Here is a 14532-nt window from a genome sequence, read left to right on the forward strand (position 1 = left end):
GAGCGGCCGGGGTGCCCGTCTCCAGGGCTCTCCCGGCCGCTCAGCCTTCGTTGTGCAGGCTCAGGCGGCGCTGACCCGGCGATCCGCGGTGACGCGGACGAGGACGGTGACCGCCAGGACGGCGGCGGCGGCGACCAGTGCGGCGATCCCGGCGGGCACCGAGATGAGCTCTCCGGCGAAGCGGCCGACGGCGACCCAGACGAGTCCCCAGCACAGCGAGAGCATCGGAGCGATCCGGCCGCGGCCTGTGACGGCGAGGAGCACTCCGACCAGGGCGGCGACGGCGAGGACGACGACCGCCCAGGCTGCGGCGCCCGGCCCGTCGGCGCTGCCGACTCCGGCCCCGACCAGGCCGGCCGTGACGTTGGCCGCCGTCGCCACGCACACCCAGCCGAGGTAGAGGCCGAAGGTTCCGTCGGTCACGACGGCGTCGACCGCTCCGCCTGAACGGGTCGCCCGCAGGATCACGAAGATGCGGGCGAGCACGGCGAGCAGCAGGGCGATCACGACGACGCTGAGCGTGAGCAGGCCGGCCTGCACGACCAGGATCCATGCGGCGTTGAGGATCAGGCTCGCTGCCGCCCAGTAGCCGAGCCGCCGGTGGCGCTCCCGTGTGGCCTGCGAGGGCAGGAACTGCCAGGTTGCGTAGGCGATGAGACCGGCGTAGATCACGCTCCAGATCGCGAAGGCGGGACCGTCCGGCGCGACGGGCGTCGAGGACGCGGTCAGCGCGCCTCCGGCCGCGTCTTGGATCTGCGTGCCACCCGCGGCGCCCGAGCCGATGAAGGACCCGATGACGGCGAGCACTGCGCTCACGGCGACGACCGCCTGCCGAGTGCGGTCGGTGCGGTCGGGGGTTCGTGTGGCAGTCATCTCGCTCCTCCATTAGTCAGCTAGCTGAGTAATGAGCGTAGCGCTCTTCTCCTCCCCGTTCTCGGGGGCTTGCGGAGGCGGGTCGCGACCCGGGGGCGCGGCGGGGGAGGCCGGCGCTCAGGCGCGGGCGGCCGCGTACTGGTCCCGGATCTCCGGTCGATGGTCCGGTGATGGCTCGGCCACCGAGGTGAGGGCCCAGTCCGGTCGCGAGCCGGTCAGCGCCCACGCGGCCTGGACGGCGGCGCCGTCGGCCACATACTCCCCGGGAGTCGGCACCACGACGGGCACATCGAACACCTGCGAGGCGGCCAGCTGCACCGCGCGGTTCTGCGCGGCTCCGCCGATCAGGAGGATGCGCCGCGCCTCGACGCCCTGTGCGCGCACGGCGTCGAGCCCGTCGGCGAGCCCGCAGAGCATGCCCTCGATCGCCGCGCGCGCGAGGTTCGAGCGGGTGGTCGATGCGATGGTCATCCCGTGCAGACTCGCCGTCGCCTCGGGCAGGTTCGGGGTGCGCTCGCCCTCGAAGTAGGGGACGAGCACGAGGCCGCCGGCCCCCGGCTCCGCCTCGAGCGCCAGCGCGGCGAAGCCATCGACGTCGCAGCCCAGCAGGGTCGCGGTCGAGGCCAGAACCCGCGCGGCGTTGAGCGTGGCGACCAGCGGCAGGAACCGTCCGCTCGCGTCCGCGAAGCCCGCCACGGTTCCTGAGGCATCGCGCACCGGGTCGTCCGTCACCGCGAACACGGTGCCGCTCGTGCCGATGCTGACCACGACATCGCCGGGACCCGCTCCGAGCCCGAGCGCCGCGCCCGCGTTGTCCCCTGCGCCGGGGCCGACCACGATGCCGCTGTCGGTCCGGCCCGCCTCCTCCGACGGGCCGAGGACGCGGGGGAGCTGCGGCCGGTGGCCGAGCGCACGCTCAAGCAGGTCGAGGTCGTAGCCGTCCGCACCCCAGTAGGAGGTGCCGGACGCGTCCGACCGGTCGGTGGTCAGCGCGTCGAGCCGCGGGCCGCGAGGGGAGTCGGGGCCGTAGCCGAGCAGGCGCCAGGTGAGCCAGTCGTGGGGGAGCGCAACGGCGGCCACGCGGGCGGCGTTCTCACGCTCGGCGTCGCGCAGCCAGCGGAGCTTGGTGGCGGTGAAGGAGGCGACCGGCACCGATCCGGTGCGCTCGGCCCAGGCCTGGGCGCCGAGCTCCTCGATCAGCGCGGCAGCGGCGGCAGCGCTGCGGGTGTCGTTCCAGAGCAGAGCGGGGCGGATGACGGCACCGTCCTCGTCGAGCACGACCATGCCGTGCTGCTGACCGCCGATGGAGATCGCGGCGACGTCGTCGAGTCCGCCGGCGTCCGCGAGCGCGCGCTGGAGCGCCTCCCACCAGGCGGCCGGATCGACCTCGGTGCCGTCGGGGTGACCGGCCCGACCGGTGCGGACGACGGCCCCGGTCTCGAGGTCGCGCACGACGACCTTGCAGCTCTGGGTCGAGGAGTCGACTCCGGCGACGAGTGTCATCGCATATCCGTTCCTGTGCTGTGGTGCTCGGCGCAGTCGCGCCGAGAGACGGCGACGGGCGGGGCCCCGCGCGGCGGCGTGGGACCTCGCCCGTCAGGGGTCGCCCCGCGACGGATCGCGGGGCGGGTCGGGGTCAGCGGGCGCCGAGCAGGTGCTCGGTGGCGAGCTGTTGCAGGCGCACGAAGCCGAAGCCCTTGCCGCCGAGGTAGACGTCGGTGTCGAACGACTCGGAGGAGGCGGAGTCCGCGAGCAGGTCGTCGTACGACTCGCCCTCCTTCAGCGTCGGGGTCAGGAGTTCGGCGACCTTCGCGGCCGCGAGCGCCTCCTGCACCTCGGGGTCGGCGCGGAAGGCCGCGGCGCGCTCCTTGAGCAGCAGGTAGGTGCGCATGTTGGCGGCGGCCGAGTCCCACACTCCGGTCTCGTCCTCGGTGCGCGAGGGCTTGTAGTCGAAGTGGCGGGGGCCGTCGTAGGTCGGGACGCCGCCGGGGCCGCCGTTCTCGAGGAGGTCCACGAGCGAGAACGCGTTGTGCAGGTCGCCGTGGCCGAAGACGAGGTCCTGGTCGTACTTGATGCCGCGCTGGCCGTTGAGATCGATGTGGAAGAGCTTGCCGTGGTAGAGCGCCTGGGCGATGCCGGCGGTGAAGTTCAGGCCCGCCATCTGCTCGTGGCCGACCTCGGGGTTCACTCCCACGAGCTCGGGGCGCTCGAGGGAGTCGATGAACGCGATCGCGTGGCCGAGGGTCGGCAGCAGGATGTCGCCGCGGGGCTCGTTCGGCTTGGGCTCGATCGCGAAGCGGAGGTCGTAGCCCTTGTCGGTGACGTAGTCGCCGAGCAGGTTGACGGCCTCGCGGTAGCGCTCGAGCGCGGCGCGGATGTCCTTGGCGGAGTCGTACTCGGCGCCCTCGCGGCCGCCCCACATGACGAAGGTCTTCGCGCCCAGCTCGGCGGCGAGGTCGATGTTGCGGAGGACTTTGCGCAGCGCGAAGCGGCGGACGTCGCGATCGTTCGAGGTGAAGCCGCCGTCCTTGAAGACCGGGGCGCTGAAGAGGTTGGTGGTGACCATCGGCACGACGAGGCCGGTCGACTCCAACGCGCCCTTCAGACGGTCGATCTGGGTCTGGCGTTCGGCGTCGGTGGAGCCGAAGGCGAAGAGGTCGTCGTCGTGGAAGGTGAGACCGTACGCGCCGAGCTCGTCGAGCTTCTCGACTGCGTGCACGACGTCGAGGGGCTCGCGGGTCGGTCCGCCGAACGGGTCCGTGCCGTTGTAGCCGATGGTCCAGAGGCCGAACGAGAACTTGTCGGCGCGGGTGGGGGTCAGAGACATGGATCCGAATCCTTTCCGGCGACGTCGCCGAATTGTTGTTGTGGCCAACATATCGACCCCGTCGCGTCGGCGCAATGCTCGGGAGTGGTCGGACGACTCCGCCGACCGATATGTCGGGTTGATCGACAAACCTGTTGCGGAAGCGCTTCGACTCTGCGTACAGTGCTCAGCAGCACAGCCCGATCGAAGCGCTTCGAGCCTTCTCCGGGTCCGACGACGATGTCCGGCAGGAGGAACGATGGCGACCATCCACGACGTGGCCCGCGCTGCCGGAGTCTCGATCAGCACCGTCTCCTACGCTCTCTCCGGCAAGCGGTCCATCGCCGCGACCACCCGGCAGCGGGTCGACGACGCGGTGCGCGAGCTCGGCTACCGGCCGCACGCTGGAGCCCGGATGCTCGCCGGAGCGCGGACGCACATCCTCGCTCTCTCGGCACCTATGCGCGGCGAGCTGCACCTCCCCACCCACATGCGCTTCGTCACCGAAGTGCTCGAGCGGGCCCGCGAGTCGGACTACGACGTGCTCCTGCTCGTGACCGACGAAGCGTCCAGCGGCATCGGCCGCGTCTCGTCCTCGTCGCTCGTCGACGGCATCGTGCTGATGGGAGTGGATGACGACGACGACCGCGCCGAGCTGATCCGCGAGGCAGGGGCGCCGGCGACCTTCATCGGCGTGCCCGCCGACTCCCGCGATCTCGCCTGCGTCGACCTCGATTTCGCGGAGGCGGCGCGACAGAGCGTCCGCCGCCTCGTCGAGCTGGGTCACCGCTCCCTCGGTCTGCTCGAGCACCCGCAGTCCTACACCGACCGCAACGCGGGCTTCGTCCGCCGCTTCGATGAGGCGTTCCGCGCCGAGGCGAGGGGGCTCGGTGTCGCTGTCGCTGTCGAGCGTCCCCATATCGGCCGCGCCAGCGCCTCGGCCGCGGTCGACGCGGTCCTCGCCGCCCCCATCGCCCCGACCGCCCTCGTGCTGCACTGCAACGAGCCCGTCGCTGAGGCGGCGATCGAGCGGATCGCCGAGCGCGGTCTCTCCGTTCCCGGCGACCTCTCGCTCCTGGCGGCCTGCGCCAGCTACGACGGCGGCGCCCTCCCGATCCCTACCAGCAGCCTCCCGCTCCCGTTCGACGCGATGTGCCGCGCGGCTGTCGCACGGACCCTCCAGCAGATCGACTCCGGCCGCACCGCCGGCGTCGAGCTGCTCCCGCCCTCCTACGTCGATCGCGGATCCCTCGCGCTCGCCCCGTCTGGCGCGCGAGTGCCGGCGACCCTCTGACCCCTCTGCCTGTTCCTCTCCTCTCTGCCCGCGGCGCACTGTCGAAACGCTTCGACGACTCGCGCTCAGCAGAGAGCGCTCCCTCATCCCCTACCGCAGCACCCGTTCGAAGGAGAACCCCCGCCATGTCGCTCCGATCCAGCTCCGCGTTCCACCGCCCCGCCGCAGGCCTCAGCCGGCGCAACCTGCTCGCCGGCGGTGTCGGCCTCAGCGCGATGGTCGCGCTGGCCGCCTGCTCGGGGGGAGGCTCCGACGCCGGCTCCGACGCGCTCTCGACCTCCGTCGACGGCGCCGGCCGCACCCTCACCATGTGGGACTTCGAGACCCCTGACAGCGACCGAGGCATCGCCTGGTTCGCTGCCCGCGACATCTTCACGAAGGAGACCGGCGCCGAGATCGCCTACGAGTTCAAGGCCTTCGAGCAGCTGCGCACCGGCGCGAGCCAGATCTTCAACTCGAGCTCGGCGCCCGACGTCGTCGAGTACAACAAGGGCAACGCCACCAGCGGACTGCTCTCGAGCCAGGGGCTGCTCACCAACCTCGACGAGGCGGTCACCTTCTACGGCTGGGACGCACTGGTGCCCGGCGCCCTGCAGACCACGGCCAAGTACGACGAGAACGGCATCATGGGCTCCGGCTCCTGGTACGGGATCCCGAACTACGGCGAATTCACCTTCGTCTACTACAACCAGGATGCCTTCGTCGCGAACGGCCTCGAGGTGCCGACGACCTACGAGGAGTTCATCGCGGTGCTCGACGCCTTCGTCGCGAAGGGCATCACCCCGCTCGCCGAGGCCGGGGCCGAGTACCCCCTCCAGCAGCTCTTCTATCAGCTCGCGCTGCTCAAGGCCGACCGCTCCTGGATCACCGACTACCAGACCTACAGCGGCGAGGTCGACTTCGAGGACGCGGCCTGGAGCTACGCCGCCGACCAGCTGAAGACCTACGTCGACAAGGGCTACTTCTCGGCCGATGCCTCCGGCCTGAAGGCGGAGGACGCGGGCACGGCGTTCATCTCGGGCGAGTACCCAATTTTCTTCTCGGGTTCCTGGTGGTTCGGCCGCTTCACGACCGAGATCACCGGATTCGACTGGAACACGTTCCTGTTCCCGGGCGCCGAGTTCACGATGGGCTCCGCCGGCAACCACTGGGTGGTACCCGAGACGGCGAAGAACAAGGATCTCGCCTACAAGTGGATCGACATCACCATGCGCCCCGAGATCCAGAACCTCATCGGCAACAACGGAGGAATCCCGCTGGTCGTCGACGAGACCGCCATCACCGATGAGAAGAGCAAGGAGCTGCTCTCGCAGTGGAAGACGGTGGTCGAGGGCGACCAGCTCTCGTTCTACCCGGACTGGCCGACCGCCACCTTCTACGACGACCTCGTCGCCGCGACCCAGGAGCTCATCAACGGCTCCACGGACGAGTCCTCGATGCTCTCGGACCTCCAGTCGAAGTACGACGACGGGGTCGACGATATCAAGTAGCCCTGCCCCCTCATCCCCACCCCCCTCCGCGAGATGCCACTTGGGTCCGCGACACGCCGTCGAACCCGTACCCAAGTGGCATCTCGCGGCAGCCCACCGCACGAACCCGTCCGAAGTAGGAGTACCCATGACGACGACTGCACCTCGTCGCGCGGAGAGCGCGCCGCCTCCCACGACGCCGCCGCGCGAGAAGCGCTCCGGCGGCTACTGGCTTTACCTGATCCCCGGGTTCGTGCTGTTCGCGTTCATCGTGCTGATCCCGCTGGTGTGGAACGTGTACATCAGCTTCACCTCGTGGCGGGGGATCAAGCCGCCGATCTTCATCGGCCTCGACAACTGGATCGAGTTGATGGGCGACGGCCAGTTCTGGACCTCGTTCCTCAACTCCGTCTCCATGATCATCGCGATGGTGATCGTGCCGACCCTCCTGGGCCTGCTGCTGGCCGCGATCCTCTTCGATCTCGTCGGCAAGAAGTTCGGCGGGCGCCTCGCCAGCTTCCTCCGGGCCACCTACTACCTGCCGCAGATCCTGCCGACCGTCATCGCCGCGATCGTGATCGGCTGGATCCTGCGTCCCGACAACGGCGCGCTCAACTCGATCCTGGAGGCTGTCGGGCTGGGCTCCCTCGCCCACGACTGGCTGGGCAAGCCCGACACAGCGATGCTCTCGATCATGGTCGTGATGATCTGGGTGCAGTTGGGCTATCCGGTCGTCATCTTCATGGCGGCGCTCCAGCGGGTGGATCCCGAGCTCTACGAGGCCGCCGAGCTCGATGGGGCGAACTGGTACCAGCGCTTCCGCTGGATCACCGTCTCGATCATCCGTCCCGAGATCTTCGTGGTCACCCTGACCTGCACCATCGCAGCGCTGAAGGTGTTCGGCCCGATCTACGCGCTGACCCGCGGCGGACCCGGTGATGCGACGATCGTCCCCTCCTACTACTCCTACACCGAGTTCTTCCAGAAGCAGCAGGTGGGCTACGGCGCGACCATCGCGACCGCGCTCACGATCGTCATCGTGATCCTGGCCGTGCTGTTCATCCGTGCCCAGGAGCGCGTCGAGCGCAGTGAAGGAGCCCGCTGATGTCGGCCATCGAGACCTTGCCCGTCACCCAGGCCGGCATGGCGGACACCGATCTGACGGTGTCGAAGCGGGCTCCGCGCCCACCCAGGGGAGCCACGAAACGCACCGTCGGCGACTGGGTGATCCTCGCTGCCGCCGTCGTGATCGGACTGGTGATCATCAGCCCGGTGCTTCTGATCCTGCTCAACTCGTTCAAGACTCCGGCCGAGTACTCGGCGAACGGGCCGCTCGCCTTCCCGACCGGTCTCTCCTTCGACGGTCTGTCGACCTTCTGGAGTCGGGTGAACTTCCCCGAGAAGCTCGGCAACTCGATTCTGATCTCGGGGTCGGTCGCGATCCTCGCGGTCGCCCTCTCGGTGCTCAACGCCTATGCGATCGGCATCGGGCGGGTGCGGGGCCGGAGCTGGATCATCGTCCTGTTCCTGCTCGCGAACATGCTCCCGCAGGAGGCCCTGCTCTACCCGCTGTACTACATGTTCAAGGCGGTCGGGATCTACGACAGCCAGCTGTCGGTGATCATCATCTTCACCGTCGTCCAGTCGGCGTTCGGCACCTACCTGCTCTCGAGCGTGTACGGCACCTTCCCCAAGGAGATCCTCGAGGCGGCCGCTCTCGACGGCGCTTCGAAGTGGCAGGTGCTCACCCGGGTGATCGTCCCGATCTCGCGGCCCACTCTCTCGGTGCTGATGATCTTCTTCTTCATCTGGACCTGGAACGAATTCCTGATCCCGCTGGTGTTCCTGGTGAGCGATGCGACGCAGACCGTGCCGATCGCCATCTCGAGCCTCCAGGGCGACAAGATCATGGACGTCACCACGACCAGCGCGAGCGCTCTGCTGGGCCTGCTCCCGACACTGGTCTTCTTCCTGATCTTCCAGCGCACCCTCACCCGCGGCATCACTGCCGGCGCGGTCAAGTAGCCCTCCCCCTCCACCGCCGGCGGGTCCCCGCCCGGAACCCGCCGGCGCGCCATCGAAAGGCTCCCTCATGAAGTTCACCGACGGGTTCTGGCAGACGCGGGCCGGATTCTCGCCCCTGTTCGCGCAGGAGGCCTACGACATCCGCACCGACGGCGCCTCGCTCGAGGTGATCGCACCGACCCGCGTCATCCAGAGCCGGGGTGACGTGCTCAACCGCCCGGCCCTCACCGTCACGATCTCGTCGCCGGCCGAGGGAGTCGCGAAGGTGCGCATCGAGCACTGGCGTGGCACCGCGACTCGGCCCGGCTTCGAGCTGGTCGACGGCGCGGTGGGGGAGGCGAGCGTGGCGGAGGCGGGCGGCGTGCTGCGCACCGGCGACCTCGAGGTCCGCGTGGCCCAGGGCGCGCCCTGGTCGCTCGAGTTCTGGGACACCTCGACCGGCACGCGCCTCACCGGCTCCGGCCATAAGGCGCAGGGCTACCTCACCGGGCCGGACGGCCGGGCCTACGTGCACGAGCAGCTCGACCTCGGCGTCGGCGAGCTGGTCTACGGACTCGGCGAGCGCTTCGGCCCCTTCGTCAAGAACGGCCAGTCGGTCGACGTCTGGAACGCCGACGGCGGCACCTCGTCGGAGCAGGCCTACAAGAACGTGCCGTTCTACCTCTCCAGCCGCGGCTACGGCGTGCTCGTCAACGACCCGGGCCTCGTCTCGTTCGAGATCGGCTCGGAGGCGGTCGAGCGCGTCCAGTTCTCGGTCGGCGGCGAGGCGCTGGAGTACCTGGTGATCCAGGGCCCCACCAAGAAGGAGGTGCTGCGGCGTTACACGGGCCTGGCGGGCCGCCCCTCCGTCGTACCGGCCTGGAGCTACGGCCTCTGGCTGACCACCAGCTTCACCACGAGCTACGACGAGGAGACCGTCAACTCCTTCATCGACGGCTTCGCCGAGCGCGAGCTGCCCCTCTCCGCCTTCCACTTCGACTGCTTCTGGATGCGCGAGTTCCAGTGGACCGACCTCGAGTGGGACCCGCGCACGTTCCCCGACCCCGAGGGGATCCTCGCCCGCCTGCACGAGCGCGGGCTGCACACCTGCGTGTGGATCAACCCCTACATCGCGCAGGCGTCGCCCCTGTTCGCCGAGGCACGCGAGAAGGGCTACCTGCTGCGCACCGTGTCCGGTGACGTTTGGCAGTGGGACATGTGGGTCGCGGGCATGGCCCTGATCGACTTCACGAACCCGGAGGCGACCGCCTGGTTCCAGGAGAAGCTGCGCGTCCTCGTGCGCCAGGGCGTCGACTCCTTCAAGACCGACTTCGGCGAGCGGATCCCGTCGTCGGGCGTGGTCTGGGCGGACGGCGCCGATCCGGAGGCGATGCACAACTGGTACACGCAGCTCTACAACCGTGCGGTGCACCAGGTGCTCGAGCAGGAGCTCGGCGAGGGTCGGGCCGTGCTTTTCGCCCGCAGCGCCACGGTCGGCGGCCAGTCGCTGCCGGTGCACTGGGGCGGAGACAACACCTCCTCGTACGTGTCGATGGCCGAGACCCTGCGCGGCGGACTCTCGCTCGCGCTCGGCGGCTTCGGCTTCTGGGCGCACGACATCGGCGGCTTCGAGGGAACGCCCGATCCCGGCGTCTTCAAGCGCTGGCTGGCGTTCGGCCTGCTCTCGTCGCACTCCCGGCTGCACGGCTCCTCCTCGGTGCGTGTGCCGTGGGCGTTCGACGAGGAGGCGGTCGACGTCACTCGGCGCTTCACCCGGCTGAAGCTGTCGCTGATGCCCTACCTCTACGCGGCGGGGGCGGAGGCGGCGCGCACCGGCCTCCCGCTGATGCGGCCGATGGCGCTCGAGTTCGAGGACGACCGCAACGCCGCGCACCTCGACACGCAGTACCTGCTCGGGCACGACCTCCTCGTCGCCCCGGTCTTCACGGAGGACGGAACGGTCGAGTTCTACCTGCCGCGCGGGCGCTGGACGAGCTGGTGGACCGGCGAGACGATCGACTCGTCGGGGGGGTGGCGCCGCGAGAGGCACGGCTTCGACTCTCTGCCGCTGTACGTGCGCGAGGGCGCGGTGATCCCGGTGGGCGCGCGCGAGGACGCGGCCGAGTACGACTACCTCGACGGACTCGAGCTGCGGGTGTTCCCGGGGGTGGACGGCGTGACGCCGGTCCGGGTCGTCGCGCACGACACGGGGAAGGAGACGGTGTTCACGGTGTCCCGCTCCGGCGGCGAGGTGACGGTGGACGGGCCGAACGGCTCCTGGAGCTGGCGTGCCGTCGGGGCCGGCTCCGCCGCCTGAGCGGCCGATGTCACATCGCGTGGCAGGCTCCTCCTCCGCGGATAGGCTGACCTCCGCAAGCAGAGGAGACCGCGGAATGCCCGACCACGCCACGCGCGGCAACAACCTCGACCGGGTGCGACGCCACAATCTCTCCGCGATCCTGCGGCTCGTGCACCGCGGCGGGCCGCGCTCCCGCTCGCAGCTGACCCGCCTGACGGGCCTGAACCGCTCCACGATCGCCGCGCTGGTCGGCGAGCTGGTCGAGCTGGGCATTGTGCGCGAGCGCGAGCCGGCCACGCCCAACCAGGTCGGTCGGCCGAGCCCGATCGTCGAGGCGGCGCCCGGTGTGGTGGCGCTCGCCGTGAATCCCGAGATCGATGCCGTCACTGTCGCGGTGGTGGGAGTCGACGCGACGGTGCGCCACCGCCTCCGCCTCGCCGTCTCCGTGCCCACCGCCGAGGCCGCCGCGCGCCTGGCCGCCGAGGCGGTCACCGCGCTGCTCGCCGAGCTCCCGGAGGACACCCGGACGGTCGGGATCGGTGTGGCCGTCCCCGGACTCGTGCGTGACGCCGACGGTCTGGTCCGGGTCGGCCCGCACCTCGGCTGGGGCGACGAGCCGTTCTCGCGGATGCTCGCCGACGCCACGGGCCTTCCCGTGCTCTCGGCCAACGACGCGAACCTCGGCGCGCTCGCCGAGAGCGTCCTCGGCGCCGGCCGCGACGTCTCCCACCTCGTCTACCTCAACGGTGGCGCGAGCGGCGTCGGCGCCGGGGTCATCGTCGGAGGCGCGCCGCTGCACGGCATCGACGGCTACGCGGGCGAGATCGGCCACACCCTGGTCAACAGTGCCGGAGTCGACTGCCACTGCGGCGCCGTCGGCTGCCTCGAGACCGAGGTGGGGCGCGCCGAGCTGCTCACGGTGCTCGGACTCGACGAGAGCGAGCGGCTCGAGGAGGCGCTGGCCGCCTCCGACGACCCCGCCGTGCGGGCCGAGGTCGAGCGGCAGCTCGGCCACCTCGCGGTGGCGCTGCGCAACGTCATCAACGTGTTCAACCCTCAGCTGGTCGTTCTCGGCGGGTTCCTGGGCGCTCTGATCGGAGTCGCGCCGGGTGTCCTCGAGCAGCGGCTCGCCCGGGGCGGTCCCTTCCGCGTCGCGCTCGACTCCGTGAGCATCGTCCGCACCGAGCTCGGCGCCGACCTGCTCATGCTCGGAGCGGCCGAGCTCGCGTTCGAGCACCTGCTCGCTGATCCGCTCGCCACGCCGCTGCACCCGGTCTGACGTCGGCGCCCCGCGCATCTCGCGCCTGCCGCCGACCGGAGGTGGCGCCGAGCCGCCGCTCGTGGTCGAATTGATTCGACCGGCCGGCGCGATGCCGTGGCCGACCACCGCTCAGGCCGAGGACGACACCGGCCGACCCTCCTCCTCCCACCCCGCTGCGCCCCGCGCAGGAAGGCATGCGTGTCCACTCTCGCCTCGACGCCCACCGGATCGATACCCGTGCACCGCCACCCGGGCGACGCCCTCTCGGCCCGCCAGCGCCTGATCTACGTGATCGTCCTCGGCGCCCTGACCGCGCTCGGCCCCTTCACGATCGACCTGTACCTCCCGGCGTTCCCCGCGCTGCAGAGCGAGCTGAACGTGTCGGAGGCAGCGGTGCAGCTGACCCTCACCGGCACCACCCTCGGCTTCGCGCTCGGGCAGCTCGTGGTCGGGCCGTGGAGCGACGCGGTCGGGCGACGCCTCCCGATCCTGCTCGCGACCTCGCTGCACGTGCTGGCCTGCGTCGGTGCGGCGCTCGCTCCCGAGATCGTCACGCTCGGAGTCTTCCGCCTCCTGATGGGAGCCGGAGCCGCCGCGGGTGGAGTCGTCGCGATGGCGATGGTCCGCGACCTCTTCGGCGGGCGGCCTCTCGTGCGGATGCTCTCGCGCCTCGCCCTCGTGTCGGGGCTGGCGCCTGTGCTCGCCCCGGTGATCGGCTCGCAGCTGCTGCTGGTGATGGACTGGCGCGGCATCTTCGTCTTCCTCGCGGCCTACGGCGTGCTGGTCGTCTCCGCGGTGGCGCTGCTCATCGTCGAGACCCGCCCGCGCGCCGCCCGCCACGAGCGCGAGCGCACCTCCCTCGTGCAGCGCTACCGGGCCGTGCTGAGCGACCGCGTCTTCGTCGGCGTTGCGGTGATCGGAGGGATGACCTTCGCCGGACTGTTCACCTACCTCTCCAGCTCGTCGTTCCTGTTCCAGGGCCTCTACGGATTCGATGCGCAGCAGTACGGACTGCTGTTCGCGGTCAACTCGCTCGGCGTCGTCTTCGGCGTGCAGGCCTCGTCGTACCTCAGCCGCCGCATCGGACCGCAGTGGATCCTCGCGATCACGACGGTGACGCTGTTCACCTCCGCCGGCCTGATCGCGCTCTTCGACGTCCTCGGACTCGGACTCTGGGGGACCCTGGTGCCGCTGTGGTTCTTCATCGCGTCCTGCGGTTTCAGTTTTCCGTGCGTGCAGGTGCTCGGCCTGGTGAACCACGGCCGGGAGGCGGGCACCGCTGCGTCGCTGCTCGGAGCGGTCAACTTCGGCACCGCGGGTCTGCTCTCACCGATCTCCGGGATCTTCGGTGCCGCCTCCGCCGTGCCGATGGCCGTGGTGATGATGTCGACCGCGGCGGTGTCGATCCTGGCGCTCTGGCTGATCGTCCGACCCCGGAGCGTGCCCGCCCTCCAGGACTGACGCCGACCGGCGCCCCGCGCTCGACGTGCCTCGGGTGTCGCCTCCTCCGGTGAGCCGTCCGTGAGCCGGAGCTCGCGACTGCGTGCCCGACCGCCGCCGCAAGCCCCAGCGCTGAGGCCCCGCGTGAGGGCATCATGTCCGGATGGAACACCGCGACGACCGCCTCCGGACCGAGCCCGGCATCGCCCGCCCCGACGCCGTGCAACGCGAGAGGCTCGGCGAGCAGGTCCCGTCGGAGGGGGTCGCCGCGCGGCTGCTCAGCCGGGAGGCCGCGCACCGCGTCTCCCGTCGCTGGCCGCTGGTCTCGGCGTCGCTGGCACTGCTGCTCACCGGGCTCCTGGCCGTGCTCATCGTCGCCCGCCCGACCGCCGCGTTCGGCGTCGATGTCGAGTGGATGGACGAGATCGTCGAGCACCGTTCGCCGGTCTGGGACGTCCCCGCTCTGATCATGAACACCGTCGGTGCCGGTGTCGTCGGCACGGCGGTCATCCCTCTGGCCATCGTCGTCGTCCTGCTCGTGTTCCGGAGACGGTGGGCCGCGCTGTACTACGCGGTGGCGGCGCTCGTCAGCGTGGGCGCCACCCAGCTCGTCAAGGAGCTGGTCGGTCGTGAGCGGCCCGCCGACATCCTGGTGACCAGCGACTACGGCTCCTTCCCGTCCGGTCACACCGCCAACGCCGCGACCACGGCGATGGTGCTGGCGCTGATCTTCCCGCTGCTCTGGGTCTGGATCGCGGGCTTCCTCTACACGCTGGCGATGATGGCGAGCCGCACGTATCTCGGTGCGCACTGGCTGAGCGACACCGTCGGCGGCCTGCTGCTGGGCATCGGAGTCGCGCTGGTCGTCTGGGCGCCCCTCGCGGGGCGGCTGCGGACGGAGTCGGAGCTGCCGCATCCGCCGATCTGGGTCCGCCGTTCCCGCTGACGCACTCGCGGCTCTCGCACCCCTCTCTCCCGCTCCGGGGCGTGAGCGGGCGCAGGACGGGCTCCGTCCCCGGAGGCCCGTTCGCGACCGGTCGTGGCGGCCCGGTGTCGGAGGGTCGCCCTAGCCTGGAGGCGGTCGCC

11 protein-coding genes are annotated in these 14532 nt (G+C 70.6%); 8 read left to right on the forward strand and 3 right to left on the reverse strand.

Features of this window, described 5'->3' with window-relative positions; all coding sequences use genetic code 11:
* Positions 1-60 precede the first annotated feature (60 nt).
* The 3 genes from GSU10_RS03905 to xylA form a co-directional block, all read right to left on the reverse strand.
* Positions 61-873, reverse strand: coding sequence for a tryptophan-rich sensory protein (locus GSU10_RS03905; RefSeq protein ID WP_068209317.1), 813 nt, complete (start codon positions 871-873; stop codon positions 61-63).
* A gap of 117 nt (positions 874-990) precedes the next feature.
* The gene (xylB, locus tag GSU10_RS03910; RefSeq protein ID WP_132504462.1) at positions 991-2376 is read right to left on the reverse strand and encodes a xylulokinase; all 1386 of its coding nucleotides are present in this window, start codon (positions 2374-2376) and stop codon (positions 991-993) included.
* A 133-nt stretch (positions 2377-2509) separates the two neighbouring features.
* Positions 2510-3700, reverse strand: a complete 1191-nt coding sequence (xylA, locus tag GSU10_RS03915) for a xylose isomerase (RefSeq protein ID WP_068209320.1) — start codon at positions 3698-3700, stop codon at positions 2510-2512.
* Between the two features lie 238 nt (positions 3701-3938).
* On the opposite strand from xylA, the gene GSU10_RS03920 reads away from it, so the two are divergent.
* From GSU10_RS03920 to GSU10_RS03955, 8 genes are all read left to right on the forward strand, one after another.
* Positions 3939-4973 carry a LacI family DNA-binding transcriptional regulator gene (locus tag GSU10_RS03920; protein WP_158286074.1) on the forward strand — a complete coding sequence of 345 codons (1035 nt, stop codon included), beginning with the start codon at positions 3939-3941 and terminating at the stop codon, positions 4971-4973.
* 125 nt (positions 4974-5098) lie between these two features.
* Positions 5099-6463: an ABC transporter substrate-binding protein gene (locus GSU10_RS03925; protein ID WP_132504466.1), complete on the forward strand. Its 1365-nt coding sequence runs from the start codon at positions 5099-5101 to the stop codon at positions 6461-6463.
* 127 nt (positions 6464-6590) lie between these two features.
* Entirely contained in the window at positions 6591-7547 is a 957-nt protein-coding gene (locus tag GSU10_RS03930) for a carbohydrate ABC transporter permease (RefSeq protein ID WP_068209323.1), read from the forward strand.
* On the forward strand, positions 7547-8467 hold the full coding sequence (locus GSU10_RS03935) for a carbohydrate ABC transporter permease (RefSeq protein ID WP_153038797.1): 921 nt from the start codon (positions 7547-7549) through the stop codon (positions 8465-8467). Before GSU10_RS03930 ends, GSU10_RS03935 begins: the two co-directional genes overlap by 1 nt.
* Positions 8468-8534: 67 nt before the next feature.
* Positions 8535-10763, forward strand: coding sequence for an alpha-xylosidase (gene yicI, locus GSU10_RS03940; RefSeq protein ID WP_068209326.1), 2229 nt, complete (start codon positions 8535-8537; stop codon positions 10761-10763).
* 76 nt (positions 10764-10839) lie between these two features.
* Positions 10840-12024: an ROK family transcriptional regulator gene (locus tag GSU10_RS03945; RefSeq protein WP_068209329.1), complete on the forward strand. Its 1185-nt coding sequence runs from the start codon at positions 10840-10842 to the stop codon at positions 12022-12024.
* 180 nt (positions 12025-12204) lie between these two features.
* The gene (locus GSU10_RS03950; RefSeq protein ID WP_199220823.1) at positions 12205-13467 is read left to right on the forward strand and encodes a multidrug effflux MFS transporter; all 1263 of its coding nucleotides are present in this window, start codon (positions 12205-12207) and stop codon (positions 13465-13467) included.
* A 142-nt stretch (positions 13468-13609) separates the two neighbouring features.
* The gene (locus GSU10_RS03955; protein ID WP_082845030.1) at positions 13610-14392 is read left to right on the forward strand and encodes a phosphatase PAP2 family protein; all 783 of its coding nucleotides are present in this window, start codon (positions 13610-13612) and stop codon (positions 14390-14392) included.
* The last annotated feature ends 140 nt before the right edge of the window (positions 14393-14532 follow it).

The sequence above is a fragment of the Rathayibacter tanaceti genome, from assembly GCF_009834165.1.
GTDB lineage: Bacteria > Actinomycetota > Actinomycetes > Actinomycetales > Microbacteriaceae > Rathayibacter > Rathayibacter tanaceti.

Coding starts and splice junctions, on each gene's coding strand:
- GSU10_RS03905 (WP_068209317.1), bottom strand. CDS start 873: ATGACTGCCACACGAACCCCCGACCGCACCGACCGCACTCGGCAGGCG.
- xylB (WP_132504462.1), bottom strand. CDS start 2,376: ATGACACTCGTCGCCGGAGTCGACTCCTCGACCCAGAGCTGCAAGGTC.
- xylA (WP_068209320.1), bottom strand. CDS start 3,700: ATGTCTCTGACCCCCACCCGCGCCGACAAGTTCTCGTTCGGCCTCTGG.
- GSU10_RS03920 (WP_158286074.1), top strand. CDS start 3,939: ATGGCGACCATCCACGACGTGGCCCGCGCTGCCGGAGTCTCGATCAGC.
- GSU10_RS03925 (WP_132504466.1), top strand. CDS start 5,099: ATGTCGCTCCGATCCAGCTCCGCGTTCCACCGCCCCGCCGCAGGCCTC.
- GSU10_RS03930 (WP_068209323.1), top strand. CDS start 6,591: ATGACGACGACTGCACCTCGTCGCGCGGAGAGCGCGCCGCCTCCCACG.
- GSU10_RS03935 (WP_153038797.1), top strand. CDS start 7,547: ATGTCGGCCATCGAGACCTTGCCCGTCACCCAGGCCGGCATGGCGGAC.
- yicI (WP_068209326.1), top strand. CDS start 8,535: ATGAAGTTCACCGACGGGTTCTGGCAGACGCGGGCCGGATTCTCGCCC.
- GSU10_RS03945 (WP_068209329.1), top strand. CDS start 10,840: ATGCCCGACCACGCCACGCGCGGCAACAACCTCGACCGGGTGCGACGC.
- GSU10_RS03955 (WP_082845030.1), top strand. CDS start 13,610: ATGGAACACCGCGACGACCGCCTCCGGACCGAGCCCGGCATCGCCCGC.